Origin of the sequence: Halomonas sp. E19 (genome assembly GCF_052439355.1) — a bacterium.
Lineage (GTDB): Bacteria > Pseudomonadota > Gammaproteobacteria > Pseudomonadales > Halomonadaceae > Halomonas.
This window is the reverse complement of sequence record NZ_JBNFWU010000001.1, coordinates 2,262,635-2,282,851: the sequence shown is the minus strand read 5'-3', so window position 1 is coordinate 2,282,851 and position 20,217 is coordinate 2,262,635. Positions and strand designations below refer to the sequence as shown.

The following is a 20,217-nucleotide window of genomic DNA, read 5'->3' as shown; positions in this document are numbered from 1 at the left end:
GTCTCGGTCAGCTGGGTTTGTTGCCGAGTGCCTGCAGCTGTTCTGCGCTCAGCGCGAGCTCCTCGTTTCGGTTGACGCCGATGCCGCGCTCGATGATGCCCCTGGCGATCTGCTGGGCTTCTTCGAGCGAGTGCATCACGAAGGTGCCGCACTGGTACTCGTTGAGCTCCGGAATGTCTTCCATCCGCTTGACGTTCAGCACATCCTGCATGGCGGCAAGCCAGGCGTCGCCGACGCGTTTCTCGCTGGGGCTGCCCAGCAGGCTCATGTAGAAGCCCGTGCGACAGCCCATGGGGGAGATGTCGATGATCTCCACGTCGCTGCCGTTGAGGTGGTTGCGCATGAACCCGGCGAACAGGTGCTCCAGGGTGTGGATGCCTTTCTCGCCCATCATGTCTTCGTTCGGCTTGTTGAAGCGCAGGTCGAACACCGTGATGGTGTCGCCGGAAGGCGATGTCATGGTCTTGGCGACGCGGACCGCCGGGGCGTTCATGATCGTGTGGTCGACGGTGAAACTATCCAGTAACGGCATGCTCGACTCTCTCTTCCAGCCAGGTTGCGAAGCCCTTCATGGTAGCAGAATGACGTCGCAATGGCCGCCTGCGCAAGGCGGCGGCCTTCTCAAGCGCCTGTTCAGCCCGCCTTCCTGTTGATATCCATCTTGGCCAGCTTGCTCAGCTTGTCGTCAGCCGCCTTCTCTTCCTTGAGCGTTTCGGCCAGGATCTGCTTGGCTTGCGTATGGCCCAGTTGTTCGGCCAGTTCGCAGAGCGTTCCGTAGGCGGCGATCTCGAAGTGCTCGACCTTCTGGGCGGAAGCGATCAGCCCGGCATCGCGAACCGGCCCCTTCTCGGTGGCATCGACCAGATCCTCGGCCTCCTGGATCAGGCTCTCCATGGCATGGCACTTGAGGCGCTTCACGCGCACTTCGGGAATCGAATCGGCGGCCTGTTCGATGCGCTCCAGCTGGCCCTGGGTCTCCTCAAGGTGCTCCTTGAAGGCTTCCACCAGCTTCTGGTCGTCGGCGGCCCGTGCCATCTTGGGCAGCGCGCGCGTCATTTGCTTCTCGGCACTGTTGGCCTCGGACAGTAGGCGGATAAACAGTTCCTGAGCGTTCTTGATGACCATGAGGTGCCTCCTCTTACGTTGAACAACGTCCGTTTTCCTTCACGGTCCACCTAACGTAGCAGGCGCATCGCGTCACGTTCTTTGCCGTTTGGCGAAGATATGTAGGGAACTGCAATGCTTGCCGGATCCGGCCGCCGCGCTGCTGCCGCATCCGGTTCGCATCCCCCGGCGCTTGCTTCTATAAATTGTGTCAGCACAGGACGCTCGCAGGTATTGAAGGGAGATACGAATGGATGCCATCTGGAAACTGGGCAGCAAGGGTGTGGCGCAGTACGCACCGCTGGATCGGGACATGTCGGTCGATGTCGTGGTGATCGGGGCTGGCATTACCGGCCTGACCACTGCCATGGCGCTGGCCGAGGCCGGACAGCATGTGATGGTGCTGGAGGCGCTGTCGGTCGGGGCGGGAGTCACGGGGGTTCTACCGGAAATCTCTATGCCACCTTGGCGTCCGGGCAGGCGCCGCTTCGCCGCAAGTGGGGTGATGAGGTGGCCCGTGAGGTAGTGAAGGCCCGCGCCGAGGCGGTGGACGACATCGAAGCTATGGTGGATCGGCTGGGCATTGATTGCCAGTTCAAGCGCCAACCGGCCTTTCGCCTGCTCAATGACGATCGCCAGAGCACCCAGCATGACCTCAACGACGAGCTGGACGCCTTGATCAGCGCGGGGCTCGATGCCGAACGGGTCGATGCCACGGCGCTGCCGTTCGACAACTGGGGAATTCGCATTTCCAATCAGGCGCAGTTCAACCCCTGCACTACGTGCAGGGGCTGGCCAATGCCGCGATCCGTCAAGGCGTGGTGGTGCACCCGCACACGCCGGTTAGGGCGGTGGATGCCAGGCAGGGTATCGTGACGACCGACCGTGGCCAGGTGACGGCGCGGGAGATCGTCTTTGCCACCCACACTCCCAAGGGCATCAACCTGCTGCAGGCAGGCATGCTGGTGTCGCGGGAGTACGCGGTGGCCGCTCGCCTGCGCAGCGGCGACTATCCGGAAGGCATCTTTTGGGTGCTGGACCCCTTCCACTCGCTGCGCAGCTACCATTACCAGGACGAGCGCTACCTGATCGTGATCGGCGAGAAGCACAAGACGGGTGAGCACCACGCGGACCACTACCAGCAGCTGCGCGACTACCTCTCGGCGCATTTCGATATCGCCGCCTTCACCCACCAATGGTCCGCCCAGCAGTACAGCTCGCCCGATGGGCTGCCTTACATCGGTCGCGTGCATGGGCATGACCATCTCTACATGGCCACCGGCTTCGCCGCCGACGGCCTGGTGTGGGGCACGCTGGCCGGCCAAATCATCGCCGACCAGGTTATGGGCAGCGATAGCCCTTGGGCGGCGCGCTTCGGCGCCCGGCGTATCACGCCCGGAAAGTCGGCGCTGCAGTACGCCAAGGAGAACGCCACGGTCACCAAGCACATGGTCAAGGACTACCTGGGCACGGCCAAGCTGGAGGATTTCGACGATATTGTCGCCGGCGAAGGGCGGGTGGCCACGGTAGATGGCGAGAAGCTGGCCATTCACCGCAACAGCGCCGGCGAGCTAAAGGTGCTGTCGGCGGTCTGCCCGCACATGAAGTGCATCGTGCACTGGAACGGCGCCGAATCGACCTGGGACTGCCCCTGCCATGGCAGCCGCTTCGATATCGACGGGGAGGTGTTGGAAGGGCCTGCCTTTCATGCGCTGGAGCGCAAGTACAACAACGGCGATCGGCAAGGCTGAGCGTACCTCAGCCGGCGCGGCGCCCTTCAGCGGGTGAGCAAGCCCTGGCGGCGTTCGGGTGGCGTGCGCAGCCAGAGCGCCAGCAGTGCCACTGCAAGCAGGAGTTCGGCCAGGTCACCGCCGTAATACATCCACTGGGCGGCGGCCTGGATCTCCGCCACGCTGTGGCCGGTGCCGCGTGGCCAGTGGTAGCCGTACATTAGCTTGCCCAGCAGGGCGTGAGCGGCCATGGAGAGGAACAGCACCCCCAGGCGAAAGTGCAGGCTGAGCCGGTGGGGCGAAGCATCGGGAGCTGCCAGGATCGCCCAGCAGAAGAGATAGCCCGCCACCAGGAAGTGCAGGTGAACCCAGTGGTGCAGGAGGGCGTGGTGCAGCGAGAGGGCATACAGCGGGGTGAGGTAGAGCAGGTACATGCCGCCGATGTTGAGCATGAGGGCGCTCAGCGGATGCGATACGACGCGAACCGGTACGCTGCCGAGCCAGGCGGCGACTCGGCGCGCCGCCGGCTGCGGCAGCGTGCGCAACAGCAGCGTCACGGGGGCGGACAGCACCCAGGCCAGCGGCGCCAGCATGCCCATCACCAGGTGCAGGGCCATGTGGCCGCTCAGCTCGTGGTGCGCCCGGCTCATCATGGGAGGCGCCAGGGCCAGGATAACCAGCAGGCTGCCCAGGACGAAGAAGGCGCTGCGCCAGGGGCTCCAGGGTTGCCTCGCCGCCGTTGTCGCCGGGCGGCCAGCAGGTAGGCCACGGTGACCAGGCCGGCGAGGGCAAGGGGCAGCCAGGCCAGCAGCGCGGTCTCGTCGGTGTGCATGGTCAGCGATCCAGCCGCCTGGCACGCCGATAGAGCCATGCGCCTACCAGCAGCAGCGCCAGGGCGGAGAGGTTCCAGGCGAGGTCATAGGCGAACAGGTCGACCCCGTAGCGGATCTGGTGGATGCGCAGCAGCTTGTGGCTGACGATTCCGTCGAAGAGCTGGAAGCCGCCCATGCCGAGGAAAAACCTGCCCAGGCCCAGTGCGTCGCCAGCCTGCGCCGCTGTGCCAGGTCGATCAGCAAGAAGGCGCCGACCACGATGGCGAGCAGCTCTGCGGCATGCAGCAGGCCATCCGAGACGATGCCGACGGTCGGCGTGGCATGGTCGAAGAAGTGATGCCACTGCAGCAATTGATGGAAGACGATCTCGTCGATACCGGCCATGATGCCGGCGCCGACCAAGGCAGCGGACCACAGTGACCGCCGAGCGGCCGTCTCCTTGGGCGGTGGGGTCAGGGAAGTCGGCATGGGCATCCTTGCGCTTGGTGACGTCTCTCAAAAGTAGGCCAGCCGCGTCACCCTGCAAGCCGGTGCCCGCTCCGGCGGCGCCGTGCGCGGCGAACGAAGGTTGGTGTCACCCGCCGGTGTGGTTAAGCTGCACACTGTTTCACTGCCGGTCGCCGCAAAGCCGCCGTATCCATCTGCACTGCACAGGAAGCCACCCATGCTCGTGATGATCCTAGGCCTCGTGATTTTTCTTGGCTCGCACTCCGTACGCATCGTTGCCGAAGACTGGCGCACCGCCCAGGTCCAGCGCTTGGGCGAGCAGCGCTGGAAGCTGTTGTTTTCCCTGGTGTCTCTGTTCGGCCTGGCGGTGGCCATCTGGGGCTATGGGCGCATGCGGCTCGACCCCACCTGGGTATGGTTCCCGCCGATGGGGCTGCGCCATGCCGTGGCGCTGCTGATGATCCCGGCATTCATCCTGCTGGTGGCCGCCTATGTGCCCAACAATCACATCAAGGCCAAGCTGGGCCACCCCATGGTGCTGGCCGTCAAGCTGTGGGCATTCGGGCATCTGCTGGCCAATGGCAGGCTGGGCGACATCATCTTCTTCGGTGCCTTCCTGCTGTGGGCCGTGCTCGACTTTCGCTCTGCTCGCCGCCGCCAGCCCAGCCCGTCCGTCGCACCGCGTCCGGTCGGCACCGCCATTGCGGTCGTCGGCGGCCTGATCGCTTACTACCTCTTTGCCTTCCATCTGCACGTATGGATCACCGGTGTGCCGGTGATGTAATCAGCGCGTGTCCCTGCGGTGAAAATGACGTTGATTTAAATCAAGGCGGCATGGCAGCGCATGGTCAAAGCTAGGAGAGTCGCCGGTTGCCGGCTTCACGATCCGAGGAACGACCATGCCTGCCATGATGAAAGCCGCGATCTTCGTTGAGCCTGGCCGCATCGAAATCGACGACAAGCCCATTCCCGAGATTGGCCCCAACGATGCCTTGGTGCGCGTCACCACCACGACCATCTGCGGCACCGACATCCATATCCTCAAGGGGAGTACCCGGTCGAGCGGGGCCTGACCATCGGCCATGAGCCGGTCGGCGTGATCGAGAAGCTGGGCGCCAACGTTCAGGGTTACCAGGAAGGACAGCGGGTGATCGCCGGCGCCATATGCCCAAGCTTCACCTCCTACGCCTGCCAGGATGGCTGCAGCGCCCAGGATGGCGGGCACCATGCCCACGGCTACAAGCCGATGGGCGGCTGGCGCTTCGGCAACACCATCGACGGTGCCCAGGCCGAATACCTGCTGGTGCCCGATGCCCAGGCCAACCTGGCGCCGGTGCCCGACGGCCTCAGCGACGAACAGGTGCTGATGTGCCCCGACATCATGTCGACCGGCTTTGCCGGCGCCGAGTCCGCGGGCATCAAGATCGGCGACAGCGTGGTGGTGTTCGCCCAGGGCCCGATCGGGCTGTGCGCCACGGCCGGGGCCAGGCTGCGTGGCGCCGGGCTGATCATCGCCGTGGACGGCGTCGACGAGCGCCTGGCCATGGCACGCCAGATGGGCGCCGACATTACCCTCGATTTTCGCAAGGTCGACGTGGTCGAGGAGATCCTGCGCCTCACCGGCGGGCGGGGCGTGGACGCTTCCATCGAAGCGCTGGGGCTGCAGTCCACCTTCGAGGCAGCGCTGCGGGTCATCAAGCCGGGCGGCACCCTGTCGAGCCTGGGCGTCTACTCCAGCGACCTCTCCCTCCCCTCGGTGCCTTCTGCGCCGGCCTGGGCGACCACAAGATCATTACCTCGCTGTGCCCGGGCGGAAAGGAGCGCATGCGCCGCCTGATGCAGGTGATCGAAACCGGGCGCATCGACCTCGGCCCCATGGTGACCCACCGCTACGCCCTGGAGGACATCGTCGCGGCCTATGATCTCTTCTCCCACCAGCGCGATGGGGTCTTGAAGGTCGCCATTCAGGCAAGTTGAGCCCTGCGGGCCGTTTCTTTTCGTACCGAGGCGGCGGCGTCGGCCGTCGTCGCTGAGTCGCCAAGGGAAAGCGGACATCGAAGCCGCGGGCGTCGAGCTGGCGAATCTCGCGGGGTCGGCCCTGGTCGTCGAAGTCCACCAGGCCGATCCCGCAGCCGTTCCACAGCCGCTCGCCGGCCCTGGCACGGTCCGGGTCGCGGGGGTGATGGCCAGGCGCCGGCGCTTGGTGAACCAGTTGAGCGGCGAGCAGGGCGCGTAGAGCCAGCGGTTCAGGCGGTCGAACCAGTCGAGCAGGGTGTCGGGGAAGGTGTTCTTGATACCGCTGGAGGTGATCTGCCACAGGTGCGGTCCCTGCCGGCGATGGCGCACCCGGATGTCGTAGGCGAAGGAGTAGTGCACGTCGCCGGAGAGGACCACGTAGTTCCCCGGGGTGCGCGAGTGGCGGAAGATGTTGAGCAGCACGCTGGCTGCGCCGCGGTGGGCCATCCAGTTCTCGGCATCCACCATCAGCGGCTTGCCGGCCAGGGTGAAGAGCTTCTGCACCACCTCGATCAGCTTGACGCCGAACATCGGCGCCGGCGAGACGATGATCACCGAGCGGTGGTCGAGCAGCGCCTGCTGGAGTTCGCTCAAGGCCTCCCAGTCCATCAGCCCCGAAGGGCGCCTGGGGCTGTGCTCGCTGCGCCAGCGTCGGGTGCGGGTGTCGAGGACCACCAGCGGTGGTTCGCCGGGCACCCGGTACTCCCAGCCCTCGAAGCGCAGCAGGCGGCGGATCAGGGTGTCCAGGGCCTCGCCGTCGAGCCAGCCGTCGTTCGCGGCGGCGGCTTCCAGCAGGCGGGCACATTCGTCGAGCGGCTCGGCCAGGCGGCCCGGGTCGTTGCCCCAGCCCTGGCAGAGCAGGTAGCCGATCAGGGCGTTGCCGATGATGCGCCGGGAGAAGGGATGGCCATAGGCGGTGCTCTCCCAGTCGGCGGTGAGGTTCCAGTCGTCGGTGACATCGTGGTCGTCGAAGATCATCAGCGTCGGCAGGCGTGCCAGCAGCCGCGCGCAGGCCGGCATGCCCTGCACGAAGCGTTCGATGACCGCCTGCTGCTGCTGAAACAGGGCGCGTTGCGTCTCCGCCAGCGGGGGCGCTTCGATCTCGATCAACCGCCAGGGCGTCGGTGACCAGGTCAGCAGGTACATGGCCACCATCTCGGCCAGGGTGACCAGGTGGTTGTGGGCGTTGGCCGAGGTGAACACCGGCTTGCGCACGCCACCGAAGAAGCGCTCGCGCAGGTTCTTGCTGCTCTCGACGTCGGGCAGCAGCGACTCGCGGGCATAGTAGTGGGCGGCCTCGCCGTGAAGGGCGCGGCTGTCGGTCGCCACGGCGCCCTCCAGCGGCTCGTCGAACAGTCCCAGGCGCCGGATCAGCGCATGGATGGCCACCAGCATCGGGCCGGCGACGTCGTCGGCGTATATCTGGTCGCCGGTCATCAGCAGCCAGGCGGGGCGCTCGTCGGGCTGGTGGCGCCTTTCCGCCAGCCAGGCCTCGGCGCGTACCAGGCCATCGGGGCCATCGTGGTGGGGCTTGCGGCAGGAGCCATGGAGCAGCCGGTGGTGGCGGCTGCTCAGCACGAAGCTGGGCAGCTCGCCGTCGGTATCGAGCAGGTGGGGCCCCCAGTCGGCGATTCCCCGCGCCAGGCCTGCGTCGCGAAAGCCGAGGTCGTAGGTGATCAGGCTGTCGCGGGGCAGCGGTGTTTCCAGCGGCAGGTCGATCAGGTGCAGCCAGGCGTGGCGCCCCACGGGCAGGCACCGGCAGTGTTCGTCCAGGGTGAGCCACCGGGTTGCCTCACCCGCCGGGGTGAGGACGAGGGTCAGCTCGAGGCGGCGGGTGGTGGCCAGCCAGAGCACCAGGCGCTCGGGCGACAGGCGCCGCAGCAGCGGGCCGGCCAGGACTGCAGGAAGCGGGACTTCGTTGCAGAGGGTGCCGTTCAAGTTAGCTCCATATCGCAGTGGCATGATCATCGGAGACCTGGCGGCGCTAGCGAAGCGGGCTCGACGGCAGCCAGCCCCGGCGGGTCCGGGGCGCGCCTGCGCTGGGCGGCGAGCCATGAACCCGGGAAGCGGGGCGAAACCGTAGCGTCAAGCGGCCAAGGAATGCCGGGTCCGGCATGAACGCAGCATGAACGCTAACGCCAGCATCGGGCAAGCCGGCGCGGCAGGGTGTCATCGTCAACGCCCGCCGGGTACTCTCCGGCGGGCTTTTCGCTGGGATAGAAATGATGGCTCGCGCGTGGGCGGCCTTCGGGCGCGGCGCTACAGGCGGCTGGCGACGGCGTCGAGGAAGCCGTTCATGTCGACCAGGGTCTCGTTCTGCGGGTCGTGGGTCTTGCCCTTGAGGTCGCCGGTGATGATGCCGGCGTCAACGGTGTCAATCAGCGCCGCCTTGAGGCGGTGGGCATAGTCGACCAGGGCATCGTTCTCCTCGCGCTCGCCCAGGGTCTCCAGGGCATTGGCCACGGCGAAGAGCAGCGCCGATGAGTTGAAGTGCGCCTCCTTGCCGTCGGTTTCCAGGTATTTCAGGTAGAGGTCGTGGGCGGTGCCGTGAGGCGCCTCGAAGAGCATGGTGCCGTCCTTGCTCTCGATGATGGAGCTGGCAGTGGCGAGGCTGCCGCCCAGCGCCGCGGAGATGTCCGAGAAGATGTCGCCGTCCAGGTTCTGGGCCGGGTATAGGGCATTGCGCGGTGGGTCGGTAATCATCTTGATGAGCTGGCTGGAGGGCCGCATGATCATGAAGGACGGCGGCGGTGTGCCGCCCTGGGCCAGCTCGCGGCGCACGTCGGTGATCACCGTGCTGAATACCTCGTCGTACTCCATGTACTCGCGCTTGAGGCCGAAGTAGACCTCCTTGTCCTTGCGCGAGGCGTCGCGGAAAACCTGCAGCACCCAGTCCTTGATCGCTGCATGGTCGTTGGACATCAGCAGGATGGGGTCGCCCTTGCTGACCCGGCGTGCGTGCTTCTCCTCGCCGTCGATGATCACCTTGAGGATGCCATCCTCCTCGGCCGGGGCGTTGAAGCTGCCGTACTGGTCACCGCCGCCGGCGCTCATGCGCGAGATGGAGACCTGGACCTTGCGGTCGGGAATACCATAACGCTTGAGCTGCTCCACCAGCTTGTAGAGCTTGCGGCCGGTGGTGTTGTCCGGCACCCCCACAGGGCGCGCTCCGGCGGATTGGCCACCAGGCGGGCGGCCTGGGCATCGATCAGTTCGTAGTGATAGGAGAGCCCCAGCGCTTCGACCTGCTCGCGGTAGTCGCGATCAAAGATCTCCTCGATGGCGGCCCGCATCACGCCGTCGTAGCCGGCGATGACGGTATCCTTGAGGCCCAGGTAGATGTCGCGCTTCTCGCCGATGGCGCGCTGGAAGAAGCGGTGGGCCCACGCCTTCACCTCCTCCAGGTCGTTGGTGGCCAGGAGCCAGGGGTCGCCCTTGTTGACCTCGCGTCGGTGCAGCTCCACCGGGTCGCCGCTGGCCCCCACGAACATCAGCTTGACCACGCCGGTCGCCCGGGAGAGCTCGTTGTAGCTGTCCTTGATGCCGCCGAACTCCATGGTGTCGACCACGATGTCGCGGCCGATCCATTCGGGGCGCGAGAACTTGAGGTTGCGAAACTCGATGTCCTCGCGGGTGATGTTGCCGCCGATGCCCTTGCGGATGGCGCCATTGGGTGACTTGGTGGCCAGCGGGTGCAGCCGGGTGCCGTCGATCTCGGGGTGCTTGGCGAGCAGCTCGCCGAGCTGGCTGCGGTTGACCGTCATGCCGGCGTTCTTGATCCCCACGCCGTGCTTGCGCAGCGCCTCGATGGCGTCGATCACCACCTGCCCGTTGGAGACCAGCCGGTTTTCCGCCGAGAGATCGATCTCCACCAGGGGAATCTCCAGCCGGGAGGTCACGAAGGTCTCGAGAATCCTCGCGAAGGCGACCTGGGCCATCTCGTCGCCATGCAGGATGACGAGAGGGGCATCGACGCGGATCTTGTTGCTCATCACGGCTCCCTGTCTGTGGTAGACGCTTGCTTGTGTTGGGTGATCGTGGCGCTGCGCGACTGGCCCAAGGGTACGCCTGGTGCGGCCACACCGCTACGCGCAGAAAGCAGTAAGGCGTGCAGTAGGGAATGCGCTTCAGCGCTTCCCCCATACGTTCTCCAGCACTTCCAGCGCTGCCGCGATGGCGGGCTCCTCGCCGCGCTCGCGCCGCCAGGCGAAGCACAGCGCGCAGGGCAGTCGGACCCCTCGACCACCACCAGCCCGCGCTCCTGGCGCTCGGCCATGGCCAGAGCGTCGCGGGCCAGGCTCAGGCCCACGCCGGCGCGCACCAGGTCCAGCATGCACGCCTCCTGGTCCACCTGGGCCACGCCGTGGGGCGTCACGCCCAGCGGGTCGAGCACGCCGTGCAGCAGCCGGTGGTGGGCCGAACGCGCGGGGGTGACGATCCACGGCAGGGCGGCCAGGCTCGCCCAGTCGCTGCTGGCCACCCGGTTGCCCCAGCCGGGCGGGGCCACGACGTGGTAATCGAAGTGGGTCAGCTCGCGATGGGCGATCTCCGGCGCTTCCGGCCCCGGGCCCTCTCCCGGCGGGGCGAGGAAAAAGCCGACGTCGAGCTCGTCGCGGCGAATCCACTCCAGCACGCTGCCGCTCATGCCGTGCTGCAGCTCGGTCTCGAGCTGCGGGGCGCGTTCCACCAGGCGGTGCAGGAAGGCGCCCAGGCGGATGAACTCGGGGTCGACGATGGTGCCGATGCGCAGCCTGCCGCGCAGCGTGCTGTGCAGGCTGCGGGCGCTCTGCTCGAAGTCGGCCATGGCGGCCAGGGCCCGCTCCGCCGCGGGCAGCAGGGCCTGGCCGTCGGCGGTCAGCGAAAGCCCCTGGGGGCGGCGCTGGAACAGCGCCAGCCCTAGCCCTTCCTGCAGGTGCTTGAGCTTGAGGCTGACTGCCGGCTGGGTCAGGTGCAGGCGTTCGGCGGCGCGCGAGACGCTGCCTTCACGGGCCACGGTCACGAAGGCGCGCAGGGTGGGGAGGTCATGCATGCGAGTCGTCCCTCCAAGATATAAGCGTAACTTATATCTGGCTTTTGAATTACTCAATTGATCCTTGCCGTAGGCAGCGTAGGCTAGTCGGTCAATGTCATGTGCCTCTCGCTGAAAGCGACGAATGACGCGGCACTCGACCATAGATAGCCAACGACAAGACGGAGACCTCATGACGCAGAACATGATCGGACATTATATCGGTGGGCAAATGACGGCCGGCGAGTCGGGCCGCTCCCAGGATGTCTTTAACCCGGCGACGGGGCAGGTCTCCGGTCAGGTGGCGCTGGCCGCTCGCGCCGATGTGGCGACTGCCGTTGCCGCCGCCCAGGCTGCCTTCCCGGCCTGGGCCGACACGCCGCCGATCCGCCGCGCGCGGGTGCTGTTCAAATTCCTCGAACTGCTCAACGCCAATAAGGACGAGCTGGCCCGCGCCATCACCCTGGAGCACGGCAAGGTGTTCACCGATGCCCAGGGCGAGGTGGCGCGCGGCATCGACATCGTCGAGTTCGCCTGCGGCATCCCGCAGCTGCTCAAGGGCGACTACACCGAGCAGGTGAGCACCGGCATCGACAACTGGACGATGCGCCAGCCGCTGGGCGTGGTGGCCGGCATCACGCCGTTCAACTTCCCGGTCATGGTGCCGATGTGGATGTTCCCCGTGTCCATCGCCGCCGGCAACACCTTCATCCTCAAGCCGAGCCCCACCGACCCCAGCGCCTCGCTGCTGATCGCCGAGCTGCTCAAGCAGGCCGGGCTGCCCGACGGCGTGTTCAACGTGGTGCAGGGCGACAAGGAGTCGGTCGATGCGCTGATCGAGCATCCCGACGTGCAGGCGCTCTCCTTTGTCGGCTCCACGCCCATCGCCAACCTGATCTACGAGAACGGCGCGCGCCACGGCAAGCGTGTCCAGGCCTTGGGCGGGGCCAAGAACCATATGGTGGTGATGCCCGACGCCGACCTCGACAAGGCCGTCGACGCCCTGATCGGTGCCGCCTACGGCAGCGCCGGCGAGCGCTGCATGGCGATCAGCGTGGCGGTGCTGGTAGGCGACGTGGCCGACAAGATCGTCCCGCGCCTGGCCGAGCGTGCCCGCGCGCTGAAGGTCAAGAACGGCCTCGAGCTCGACGCCGAGATGGGCCCCATCGTCACCGCCCAGGCCCACCAGCGCATCACCGGCTACATCGAGAAGGGCGTGGCCGAAGGTGCCGAACTGGTGGTCGACGGCCGCGAGTTCGATGCCGCCACCACCGGCGATGGCTGCGGCGAAGGCTTCTGGATGGGCGGGTCGCTGTTCGACCACGTCACCCCGGAGATGACCATCTACAAGGAAGAGATCTTTGGCCCGGTGCTGGCCTGCGTGCGGGTGCCCGATATCGCCACCGCCATCCAGCTGATCAACGACCACGAGTTCGGCAACGGCGTGAGCTGCTTCACCGAGAGCGGCAGCGTGGCCCGCGAATTCGGCCGTCGCATCCAGGTCGGCATGGTCGGCATCAACGTGCCGATCCCGGTGCCCATGGCGTGGCACGGCTTCGGCGGCTGGAAGCGCTCGCTGTTCGGTGACACCCACGCCTACGGCGAAGAGGGTGTGCGCTTCTACACCAGGCAGAAGTCGATCATGCAACGCTGGTCCGACTCGATCAACGCAGGCGCAGAGTTCGCCATGCCGACCCATAAATGAGTGGGACGGGAGAGCCCCCATGGCAGAGCAGGAATTCGACTACATCGTGGTGGGAGCCGGCACCGCCGGCTGCCTGCTGGCCAACCGCCTCAGCGCCGACCCGGCCAACCGGGTGCTGCTGATCGAGGCGGGCGGTCGCGACAACTACCACTGGGTGCATATCCCGGTGGGCTATCTCTACTGCATCAACAACCCGCGTACCGACTGGTGTTTCAAGACCGAGCCGGACAAGGGGCTCAACGGCCGCTCGCTGATCTACCCGCGCGGCAAGACCCTGGGCGGCTGCTCCAGCATCAACGGCATGCTCTATCTGCGCGGCCAGGCCCGCGACTACGACGGCTGGGCCGAGCTGGTGGGCGATGACGACTGGCGCTGGGAGAACTGCCTGCCCGACTTCATGAAGCATGAAGACCACTACCGCCTGGATGAGGGCGGCGATGCCGATGCCGCCCACCGCGACTATCACGGCCACGGCGGCGAATGGCGGATCGAGAAGCAGCGCCTCAAGTGGGAGGTGCTTGACGACTTCGCCGAAGCGGCGGTGCAGGCGGGCATCCCGCGTACGCGGGACTTCAATCGCGGCGACAACGAAGGGGTCGACTACTTCGAGGTCAACCAGCGCGACGGTTGGCGCTGGAACGCCGCCAAGGCCTTCCTGCGTCCGGTGTGCGAGAAGCGCGACAACTTTACCCTGTGGCACTCCACCCAGGTCCACCGCCTGCTGTTCGACACCGCGGAGGGCAAGCCCCGTGCCAGCGGCGTCGAGCTCGAGCGCAACGGCACGGTCAGCCGGGTCAGCGCTAAACGCGAGGTGATCCTGGCCGCCGGCGCCATCGGCTCGCCGCAGTTGCTGCAGCTCTCCGGCATCGGCCCGGCGGGGCTCCTGGCCGAGCATGGCATTCCGCTGGTTCACGAGCTGCCCGGGGTAGGGGAGAACCTGCAGGACCACCTGCAGATCCGCTCGGTCTACAAGGTCACCGGCGCCAAGACGCTCAATACCCTGGCCGCCTCCTGGCTGGGCAAGGCGAAGATCGGCATGGAGTACCTGCTGCGCCGCACCGGGCCGATGAGCATGGCCCCCTCGCAGCTGTGCATCTTCACCCGCAGCAGCGACGAGTATGAACATCCCAACATCGAATACCACGTCCAGCCGCTGAGCCTCGAGGCCTTCGGCCAGCCGCTGCACGACTACCCGGCAATCACCGCCAGCGTGTGCAACCTCAACCCCACCAGCCGCGGCAGCGTGCGCATCAAGAGCCGCGACCCGCGTCAGGCCCCGGCCATCGCGCCCAACTACCTCAGCACCGAGGAGGATCGCAGGGTGGCGGCTGACTCGCTGCGAGTCACGCGGCGTATCGCCGAGCAGCCCGCCTTCGCCAAGTATCGGCCGGAAGAGGTCAAGCCGGGTGTGGAGTACCAGAGCGATGAGGACCTGGCGCGCCTGGCCGGCGACATCGGCACCACCATCTTCCACCCGGTGGGCACGGCCAAGATGGGCCGTGGCGACGATCCCCTGGCGGTGGTGGACGCCCACCTGCGCGTGCATGGCGTCGAGGGGCTGCGGGTAGTGGATGCCAGCATCATGCCCACCATCACCAGCGGCAACACCAACTCTCCGACGCTGATGATTGCCGAGAAGGCGGCGGGCTGGATTCTCGCGGGGCGGTAACAATTACGTCATCCACACAAAATAGTATTTGACGTGGGTGAGTGAAGAGCGCAAGATGCGTGCAGTTGGTTGGCAAGTCGAACATCGCAAGTGGTCATCGTAACGCTCCGGCGTCGATTTCCCGGTGAAAAGTTTCTTGTTTTGCCCACTGCAACTCGGGTATTTCCCGGAAAATCAATGCTGTTAGAGGAATTACGATAATGGCTACTGGTACTGTCAAGTGGTTCAACGACACTAAGGGCTTCGGCTTCATCTCTCCGGACGACAACGGTGACGACCTGTTCGCTCACTTCTCCGAGATTCAGGCTGACGGCTTCAAGACTCTGCAGGACGGCCAGAAGGTTTCCTTCGACGTCACTCAGGGCAAGAAAGGCCTCCAGGCTTCCAACATCAAGGTCATCGGCTAAGCTTCGGCTCACCATGAACTGATGTGCCACCTCGGTGGCAAGAAAGGCCCGCGAAAGCGGGCCTTTTTGCGTGAGTGCTGCTTCGGTTTATATTCGTTTTTGGCATTTAGGAATTTCTAAAAATAACTTTTTAGAATATGCGGCTGCCGTCACAATGGCCGGGCTCCTTGGTGAACGGAACCCATGAACATGCCGCTGGATGCCTGGATCTCTTTGGCCGTGGTCACGGCCGTCTTTCCCCTGATGGCTTTCTCGCGCCTCGGCCCCGACATCGTACTGCTGGGGGCGGTGATCCTGCTGCTGACCTTGGGCGTGATCGACCCGAGCCAGGCGCTGGGCGGTTTTTCCAGCACTGGATTGTTCACCGTGGCCTTCATGTACGTGCTGGTAGCCAGCATCCGCGAGACCGGCGGCATCGACCTGATCATTCGCCATGTGCTGGGTCGGCCGCGGCGTGAAGGCATCGCCCTGGCCCGCCTGGTTGTACCGGTAGCCGCCCTCAGCGGCTTTCTCAACAACACGCCGGTCGTTGCTACCTACATTCCCGCCGTGCTGAGCTGGAGTCGCCGCCTGCAGCTGCCCGCACATCGCCTGCTGATGCCGCTCAGCTTCGCCTCCATCCTAGGGGGCACGGTTACCTTGATCGGCACCAGCACCAACCTGGTGGTGCACGGCCTGCTGGTGGAGCGCTATCCGAGCTTGGCGATGGGGCTGTTCGACCTCGCCTGGGTGGGGTTGCCCGTGGCGCTGATCGGGGTGCTCTATCTGATCTTCATTGCCCCGCGCCTGCTTCCCGCCCGCCGTGGCGCAGCCTCGGCCTTCGAGAATCCCCGCGAATTCACCATCGAGATGGAAGTCGACCCGGCTGGCCCGCTGGTTGACCGCAGCGTGGAAGAGGCCGGCCTGCGCCACCTGCGCGAGCTGTTCCTGGTAGAGATCGAGCGCGAGGGCAACGTGGTCAGCGTGGTGGGGCCAGGCGAACGGCTCAAGGGCGGCGATCGGCTGGTGTTTGCCGGTACCTCCGACGGCGCCGTGGAGCTGCAGCAGATTCGCGGACTTAGGCCGTCGCGGCACGGTGAATCGAGCCTGGAAAAGGAGTTCCAGGAGCGGCGCCTGGTGGAGGCGGTGGTGTCCGACCAGTGCCAGTTCGTCGGCAAGCGCATTCGTGACGGCCACTTCCGCAGCCTTTACGGTGCTGCCGTGCTGGCGGTGTGCCGCGGCGGCGAGCGCGTGGCGGGCAACCTCGGCCAGGTGCGCCTGCAGCCTGCCGACGTGCTGCTGCTGGAGGCGCGTCCGCCGTTCATCGAGCGCCACCGCCAGTCGCGTGACTTCCTGCTGATCAGCCAGGTCAACGGCCAGGCGCGTCCCAAGCACGAGAAGGCCTGGCTGGCCTGGAGCATCCTGGCCGGCGTGGTAGCGCTCGCCACCTTCGGCGTGATGAGCATGATGAACGCCGCCATGCTGGGTGCGGTGCTGGTGCTGGTCACCGGCTGCTGCTCGGTGGGAGCGGCCAAACGTGGGCTCGATACCCAGGTGCTGCTCACCATCGCCGCCTCCTTCGGCCTGGGCGCGGCGCTGGAGAGCTCCGGCGCCGCCGCCACCCTGGCCGGCCTCGCCCTGGGCCTGGCCGACGGCAACCCCTGGCTGCTGCTGATCGGCAGCTACCTGCTGGTAGCGCTGCTGACCGAGCTGGTCACCAACAACGCGGCGGCGGTGATCACCTTCCCGGTGGTCATGGCGAGCGCCGAGAGTCTGGGCGTCAACCCCATGCCCTTCGTGGTGGCGGTGATGTTTGCCGCCTCGGCCAGCTTTCTCACCCCTATCGGCTACCAGACCAACCTGATGGTGCACGGCCCCGGTGGCTACCGCTTCGGCGACTTCCTGCGCGTGGGCGGCCTGCTCAACGTGCTGACGGCGATCGTTGCCCTGGCGCTGATTCCTCTGGTGTGGCCGTTCTGAGCCGCCCGATGCTCGCCGTGGTCATGGCTTTGCGGTAGGGTGTCGGCTTTCGACCGACTGCGACGAAGGAAGCCCGCCATGAGCCACCCCGGCGAACTGATCATCGAACCCAGGAGCGGCCGTCCCGCCGACGCCTGTGTCTTTATCCTGCATGGCCTGGGGGCCGACGGCCACGACTTCGAGCCCCTGGTGCCGGCGCTTCCGCTGCCCGCCGAGGCCAGCGTGCGTTTCATCCTGCCCCATGCGCCGCGGCTGCCGGTGACCATCAACGGCGGCATGGTCATGCCGGCGTGGTACGACATTCTCGAGATGAGCCTGGACCGGCGTGTCGACACGACACAGCTGGTGGCCTCCGCCGAGCGCATTCAGGAGCTGATGCAGGAGCAGATCGACCTCGGCATCGACAGTCGGCGCATCATCCTCGCCGGCTTCTCCCAGGGCGGGGCGGTGGCCTACCAGGCGGCACTCTCGTTCCCGGCGCCGCTAGGCGGGCTGTTGGCGCTCTCCACCTACTTCGCCACCGCCGACACCATCGAGCTGAACGAAGCCAACCGCGAGCTGCCGATTGCCATCCACCATGGCAGCTTCGACCCGGTGGTGCCCGACATGCTCGGCAGGGCCGCCAGTCAGCGCCTGCAGGAGCTGGGCTACGCCGTGGAGTACCACAGCTACCCGATGGCGCATGCGGTCTGCCCGCAGCAGGTAAGCGACATCGCCAAGTGGCTGAGCGCCCGACTGGGTTGAGCGGCATGCGCGAGACCGTCGCGGCCCCCAGCCGGCTGCGTACCTGCCTGCACAGCAGCCGGCCGAACTTCCTGCTGCTGGCGCCGCTGTGCGCCGGACTTGCGCTGACCGCCGCCTGGGCCGACGGCCTTGGCACGAGCGGGCTCGATGCGCTGCTGGTGCTGCTCGGCGCGCTGCTGGCCCACGCCGCCGTCAACCTGTTCAACGAGCACCATGACTACCGCTCAGGGCTCGATGCGCTGACCCAGCGCACGGCGTTTTCCGGCGGCAGCGGGGCGCTGCAGGCAAGCCCCGCTGCCGCCCGGGCGGTGTTGGCCGCCGCGCAGGTCTGCCTGGCCGGCGTCGTCGGCATCGGTGCCTGGTTCCTGTGGCGTACGGGCCCCGCCATGCTGCTTTACGGTCTCGCCGGCGTGGGGCTGGTGGTGGCCTATACCGGCTGGCTGACTCGCCGGCCCTGGCTCTGTCTGATGGCGCCGGGGGTCGGCTTTGGCCTGCTGATGGTGGCGGGCGGCTACCAAGCGCTGACCGGTACGCTGAGCGCAACGGCGGTGTCGGCGGCGCTGGTGCCCACGTCCATGGTGAGCGCGCTGCTGCTGCTCAACCAACTGCCCGATATCGAGGCCGATCGCCGGGTGGGGCGCGACCACCTGGCGATTCGCCTGGGGCCGCGGCGAGCGGCCCGGCTGGTGGCGCTGCTGATGGTTGCGGCCTTCGCTGTGGTGCCCCTGGCCTGGCAGCTCGGCGCGTTGCCCAGCACGGCCTGGCTGATGTGGCTGGCGCTGCCGCTGCTGGCCTGGCTGGTGCGCGGCCTGTGGCGGCTGCCGCCCGAGGTGGAACAGGGCGAGCTGGCGCTGCTGCTGCCGCTGATGGGGAGCAATGTGGCCGTGCTGCTGGGAAGCTTGACCTTGCTCAACCTGGGGCTCATTGCGGCGGCCTGAGCGGCGTTTGCGCCCTTGGCTGTATCGACACGGCCAGGCCTGCTGGGCAAGATGGCAGCATCCGTTTCCGTTACCCTCAGGACGCTTCAATGAGCACTTCCCCGTACGCCAACCTTCCCGACGCTCAAGGTTTCTTCGGCCGCTTTGGCGGGCAATTTATCCCGCCCGAGCTCAAGGCAGTGATGGACGAGATCCACGCTGCCTACGAAGAGATTCGCGTACGCGACGACTTCCAGCAGGAGCTGGCCGAGCTGTTTGCCGACTACGTCGGTCGCCCCAGCCCGATCTTCCACGCCCGGCGCCTTTCCGAAAAGCTCGGCGGTGCCCAGCTGTACCTCAAGCGCGAGGACCTCAACCACACCGGCGCGCACAAGATCAACCACTGCCTGGGCGAGGCGCTGCTGGCCAAGTTCATGGGCAAGACCAAGGTGATCGCCGAGACCGGTGCCGGCCAGCACGGCGTGGCGCTGGCCACCGCCTGCGCCCTGGTAGGCATTCCCTGCGAGATCCACATGGGCCAGGTGGACATCGAGAAGGAGCACCCCAACGTCACCAAGATGAAGATCCTCGGCTGCAAGCTGGTGGCGGTCACGCGTGGTACCGCCACGCTCAAGGATGCCGTGGACAGCGCCTTCGAGGAGTACCTGAAGGACCCGCAGAACTACATCTATGCCATCGGCTCGGTGGTGGGGCCGCACCCCTTCCCGAAGATGGTGCGCGACTTCCAGTCGATCATCGGCCGCGAAGCGCGCGAGCAGTTCCTGGCGCGCCACGGGCGGCTGCCCGACTACGTCACCGCCTGCGTCGGCGGTGGCTCCAACGCTATCGGTATGTTCACCGCCTTCCTCGATGACGACGCGGTTCGGCTGGTGGGTGTGGAGCCCGCCGGCGAGGGCCTCGATACCCAGCGCCACTCGGCCACCCTGACCCTGGGCAAGCCCGGCGAGATCCACGGCATGGCGTGCTACGTGCTGGAGGACGAGCAGGGCAATCCGCTGCCGGTGCACTCCATCGCTTCGGGGCTCGACTACCCGGGCGTGGGCCCGCAGCACAGCTACCTCAAGGAGCAGGGCCGGGTCGATTACGAGACTGCCACCGACGCCGAATGCCTCGACGCCTTCCTGACCCTGTCGCGGGTGGAGGGCATCATCCCGGCGCTGGAGAGCGCCCATGCGGTGGCCTGGGCCATGCGCGTGGCGCCCCGTCTGCCGAAGGACCACCATATCCTGATCAACCTGTCCGGCCGCGGCGACAAGGATGCCGACTACGTGGCGCAAAAGCTCGGACTCTGACAGGCTAGTAGGGGACGTACCTGCCCGAAATTGGCCTTCCACGGTTGAGTCGGGCAGGATAAATCCCAAGGTATTGGACGAGAACGCCCAATCCGTTCACTCGATGCTGGACATTCAACACAAGGAGACTGTGATGATGCCCGATACTTCCGAGGATCTTCGCCTGCCGGTGGCCTGTCCCTCATGCGGCAGCCACCTCTACCGCGTCAACCAGGTACGCAACCCCACCGATCAGGTCCACTGCGCGTCCTGCAAGCGCTATCTGTGCGACTACCACGAAGCCGTCGACATGCTCGAAAAAGTGCCCAAGGATGAGTCCGAGGCGTTGATCGAAGAGGTCGTGAACCGCCGCCATCACTGAGGCA

Annotated in this window: 19 protein-coding genes and 3 pseudogenes; 14 read left to right on the top strand and 8 right to left on the bottom strand. The window is 66.4% G+C overall.

All coding sequences use genetic code 11. From position 1 onward, the window contains the following. Positions 1–7 precede the first annotated feature (7 nt). A complete protein-coding gene (luxS, locus tag ACUDAL_RS11980) occupies positions 8–532 on the bottom strand; it encodes an S-ribosylhomocysteine lyase (protein ID WP_444678289.1) in 525 nt (174 codons plus the stop codon). 101 nt (positions 533–633) lie between these two features. Next, positions 634–1,125 carry a YciE/YciF ferroxidase family protein gene (locus tag ACUDAL_RS11975; protein WP_444678288.1) on the bottom strand — a complete coding sequence of 164 codons (492 nt, stop codon included), beginning with the start codon at positions 1,123–1,125 and terminating at the stop codon, positions 634–636. 229 nt (positions 1,126–1,354) lie between these two features. On the opposite strand from ACUDAL_RS11975, the gene ACUDAL_RS11970 reads away from it, so the two are divergent. Genes ACUDAL_RS11970 through ACUDAL_RS11960 form a run of 3 tightly spaced genes read left to right on the top strand, consistent with a single transcriptional unit; the run spans position 1,355 to position 2,855 of the window. Then, complete coding sequence (locus ACUDAL_RS11970; RefSeq protein WP_444678287.1) at positions 1,355–1,630, top strand: FAD-dependent oxidoreductase; 276 nt, start codon at positions 1,355–1,357, stop codon at positions 1,628–1,630. Further along, positions 1,615–1,980 carry a hypothetical protein gene (locus tag ACUDAL_RS11965; protein WP_444678286.1) on the top strand — a complete coding sequence of 122 codons (366 nt, stop codon included), beginning with the start codon at positions 1,615–1,617 and terminating at the stop codon, positions 1,978–1,980. The genes ACUDAL_RS11970 and ACUDAL_RS11965 overlap by 16 nt, the downstream gene beginning before the upstream one ends. Further along, positions 1,887–2,855 (top strand): FAD-dependent oxidoreductase, encoded by a 969-nt coding sequence (locus tag ACUDAL_RS11960; protein WP_444678285.1) that lies wholly within the window; start codon positions 1,887–1,889, stop codon positions 2,853–2,855. The genes ACUDAL_RS11965 and ACUDAL_RS11960 overlap by 94 nt, the downstream gene beginning before the upstream one ends. Positions 2,856–2,881: 26 nt before the next feature. Here ACUDAL_RS11960 and ACUDAL_RS11955 read toward each other — a convergent pair whose 3' ends face one another. After that, the gene (locus ACUDAL_RS11955) at positions 2,882–3,637 is read right to left on the bottom strand and encodes a cytochrome c oxidase assembly protein (protein ID WP_444679369.1); all 756 of its coding nucleotides are present in this window, start codon (positions 3,635–3,637) and stop codon (positions 2,882–2,884) included. A gap of 31 nt (positions 3,638–3,668) precedes the next feature. Then, positions 3,669–4,051: pseudogene (locus tag ACUDAL_RS11950) on the bottom strand (DUF2243 domain-containing protein). 202 nt (positions 4,052–4,253) lie between these two features. Here ACUDAL_RS11950 and ACUDAL_RS11945 point away from each other — a divergent pair. The 3 genes from ACUDAL_RS11945 to ACUDAL_RS11935 all read left to right on the top strand — a co-directional run bounded on the left by ACUDAL_RS11945 (position 4,254) and on the right by ACUDAL_RS11935 (position 5,951). After that, a complete protein-coding gene (locus tag ACUDAL_RS11945) occupies positions 4,254–4,898 on the top strand; it encodes an NnrU family protein (RefSeq protein ID WP_444678284.1) in 645 nt (214 codons plus the stop codon). Positions 4,899–5,013: 115 nt separating this feature from the next. Further along, positions 5,014–5,187: a hypothetical protein gene (locus ACUDAL_RS11940; RefSeq protein ID WP_444678283.1), complete on the top strand. Its 174-nt coding sequence runs from the start codon at positions 5,014–5,016 to the stop codon at positions 5,185–5,187. A 23-nt stretch (positions 5,188–5,210) separates the two neighbouring features. Continuing rightward, the gene (locus ACUDAL_RS11935) at positions 5,211–5,951 is read left to right on the top strand and encodes a zinc-binding dehydrogenase (protein WP_444678282.1); all 741 of its coding nucleotides are present in this window, start codon (positions 5,211–5,213) and stop codon (positions 5,949–5,951) included. A 204-nt stretch (positions 5,952–6,155) separates the two neighbouring features. Here ACUDAL_RS11935 and ACUDAL_RS11930 read toward each other — a convergent pair. The 4 genes and pseudogenes from ACUDAL_RS11930 to ACUDAL_RS11915 form a co-directional block, all read right to left on the bottom strand. After that, positions 6,156–8,092: pseudogene (locus ACUDAL_RS11930) on the bottom strand (alkaline phosphatase D family protein); the annotation flags it as partial. A gap of 297 nt (positions 8,093–8,389) precedes the next feature. Then, a complete protein-coding gene (locus ACUDAL_RS11925) occupies positions 8,390–9,283 on the bottom strand; it encodes an isocitrate/isopropylmalate family dehydrogenase (protein ID WP_444678281.1) in 894 nt (297 codons plus the stop codon). Beyond that, positions 9,181–10,122 (bottom strand): hypothetical protein, encoded by a 942-nt coding sequence (locus ACUDAL_RS11920; RefSeq protein WP_444678280.1) that lies wholly within the window; start codon positions 10,120–10,122, stop codon positions 9,181–9,183. Before ACUDAL_RS11920 ends, ACUDAL_RS11925 begins: the two co-directional genes overlap by 103 nt. A 135-nt stretch (positions 10,123–10,257) precedes the next feature. After that, positions 10,258–11,159 (bottom strand): annotated as a pseudogene (locus ACUDAL_RS11915) (LysR family transcriptional regulator). A 172-nt stretch (positions 11,160–11,331) separates the two neighbouring features. Between ACUDAL_RS11915 and ACUDAL_RS11910 the strand changes: the two are divergent. From ACUDAL_RS11910 to ACUDAL_RS11875, 8 genes are all read left to right on the top strand, one after another. Then, on the top strand, positions 11,332–12,843 hold the full coding sequence (locus ACUDAL_RS11910) for a CoA-acylating methylmalonate-semialdehyde dehydrogenase (RefSeq protein WP_444678279.1): 1,512 nt from the start codon (positions 11,332–11,334) through the stop codon (positions 12,841–12,843). Positions 12,844–12,862: 19 nt separating this feature from the next. Next, entirely contained in the window at positions 12,863–14,512 is a 1,650-nt protein-coding gene (locus ACUDAL_RS11905; RefSeq protein WP_444678278.1) for a GMC family oxidoreductase, read from the top strand. A gap of 200 nt (positions 14,513–14,712) precedes the next feature. Then, positions 14,713–14,919 carry a cold-shock protein gene (locus ACUDAL_RS11900; protein WP_010629501.1) on the top strand — a complete coding sequence of 69 codons (207 nt, stop codon included), beginning with the start codon at positions 14,713–14,715 and terminating at the stop codon, positions 14,917–14,919. 189 nt (positions 14,920–15,108) lie between these two features. Further along, on the top strand, positions 15,109–16,878 hold the full coding sequence (locus tag ACUDAL_RS11895; protein WP_444679368.1) for an SLC13 family permease: 1,770 nt from the start codon (positions 15,109–15,111) through the stop codon (positions 16,876–16,878). A gap of 78 nt (positions 16,879–16,956) precedes the next feature. Next, positions 16,957–17,622: an alpha/beta hydrolase gene (locus tag ACUDAL_RS11890; RefSeq protein ID WP_444678277.1), complete on the top strand. Its 666-nt coding sequence runs from the start codon at positions 16,957–16,959 to the stop codon at positions 17,620–17,622. Positions 17,623–17,627: 5 nt separating this feature from the next. After that, positions 17,628–18,560, top strand: coding sequence for a prenyltransferase (locus ACUDAL_RS11885; RefSeq protein ID WP_444678276.1), 933 nt, complete (start codon positions 17,628–17,630; stop codon positions 18,558–18,560). Between the two features lie 89 nt (positions 18,561–18,649). Next, positions 18,650–19,852 carry a tryptophan synthase subunit beta gene (gene trpB / locus ACUDAL_RS11880; protein WP_444678275.1) on the top strand — a complete coding sequence of 401 codons (1,203 nt, stop codon included), beginning with the start codon at positions 18,650–18,652 and terminating at the stop codon, positions 19,850–19,852. A 133-nt stretch (positions 19,853–19,985) separates the two neighbouring features. Beyond that, positions 19,986–20,213 carry a hypothetical protein gene (locus ACUDAL_RS11875; RefSeq protein ID WP_444678274.1) on the top strand — a complete coding sequence of 76 codons (228 nt, stop codon included), beginning with the start codon at positions 19,986–19,988 and terminating at the stop codon, positions 20,211–20,213. The last annotated feature ends 4 nt before the right edge of the window (positions 20,214–20,217 follow it).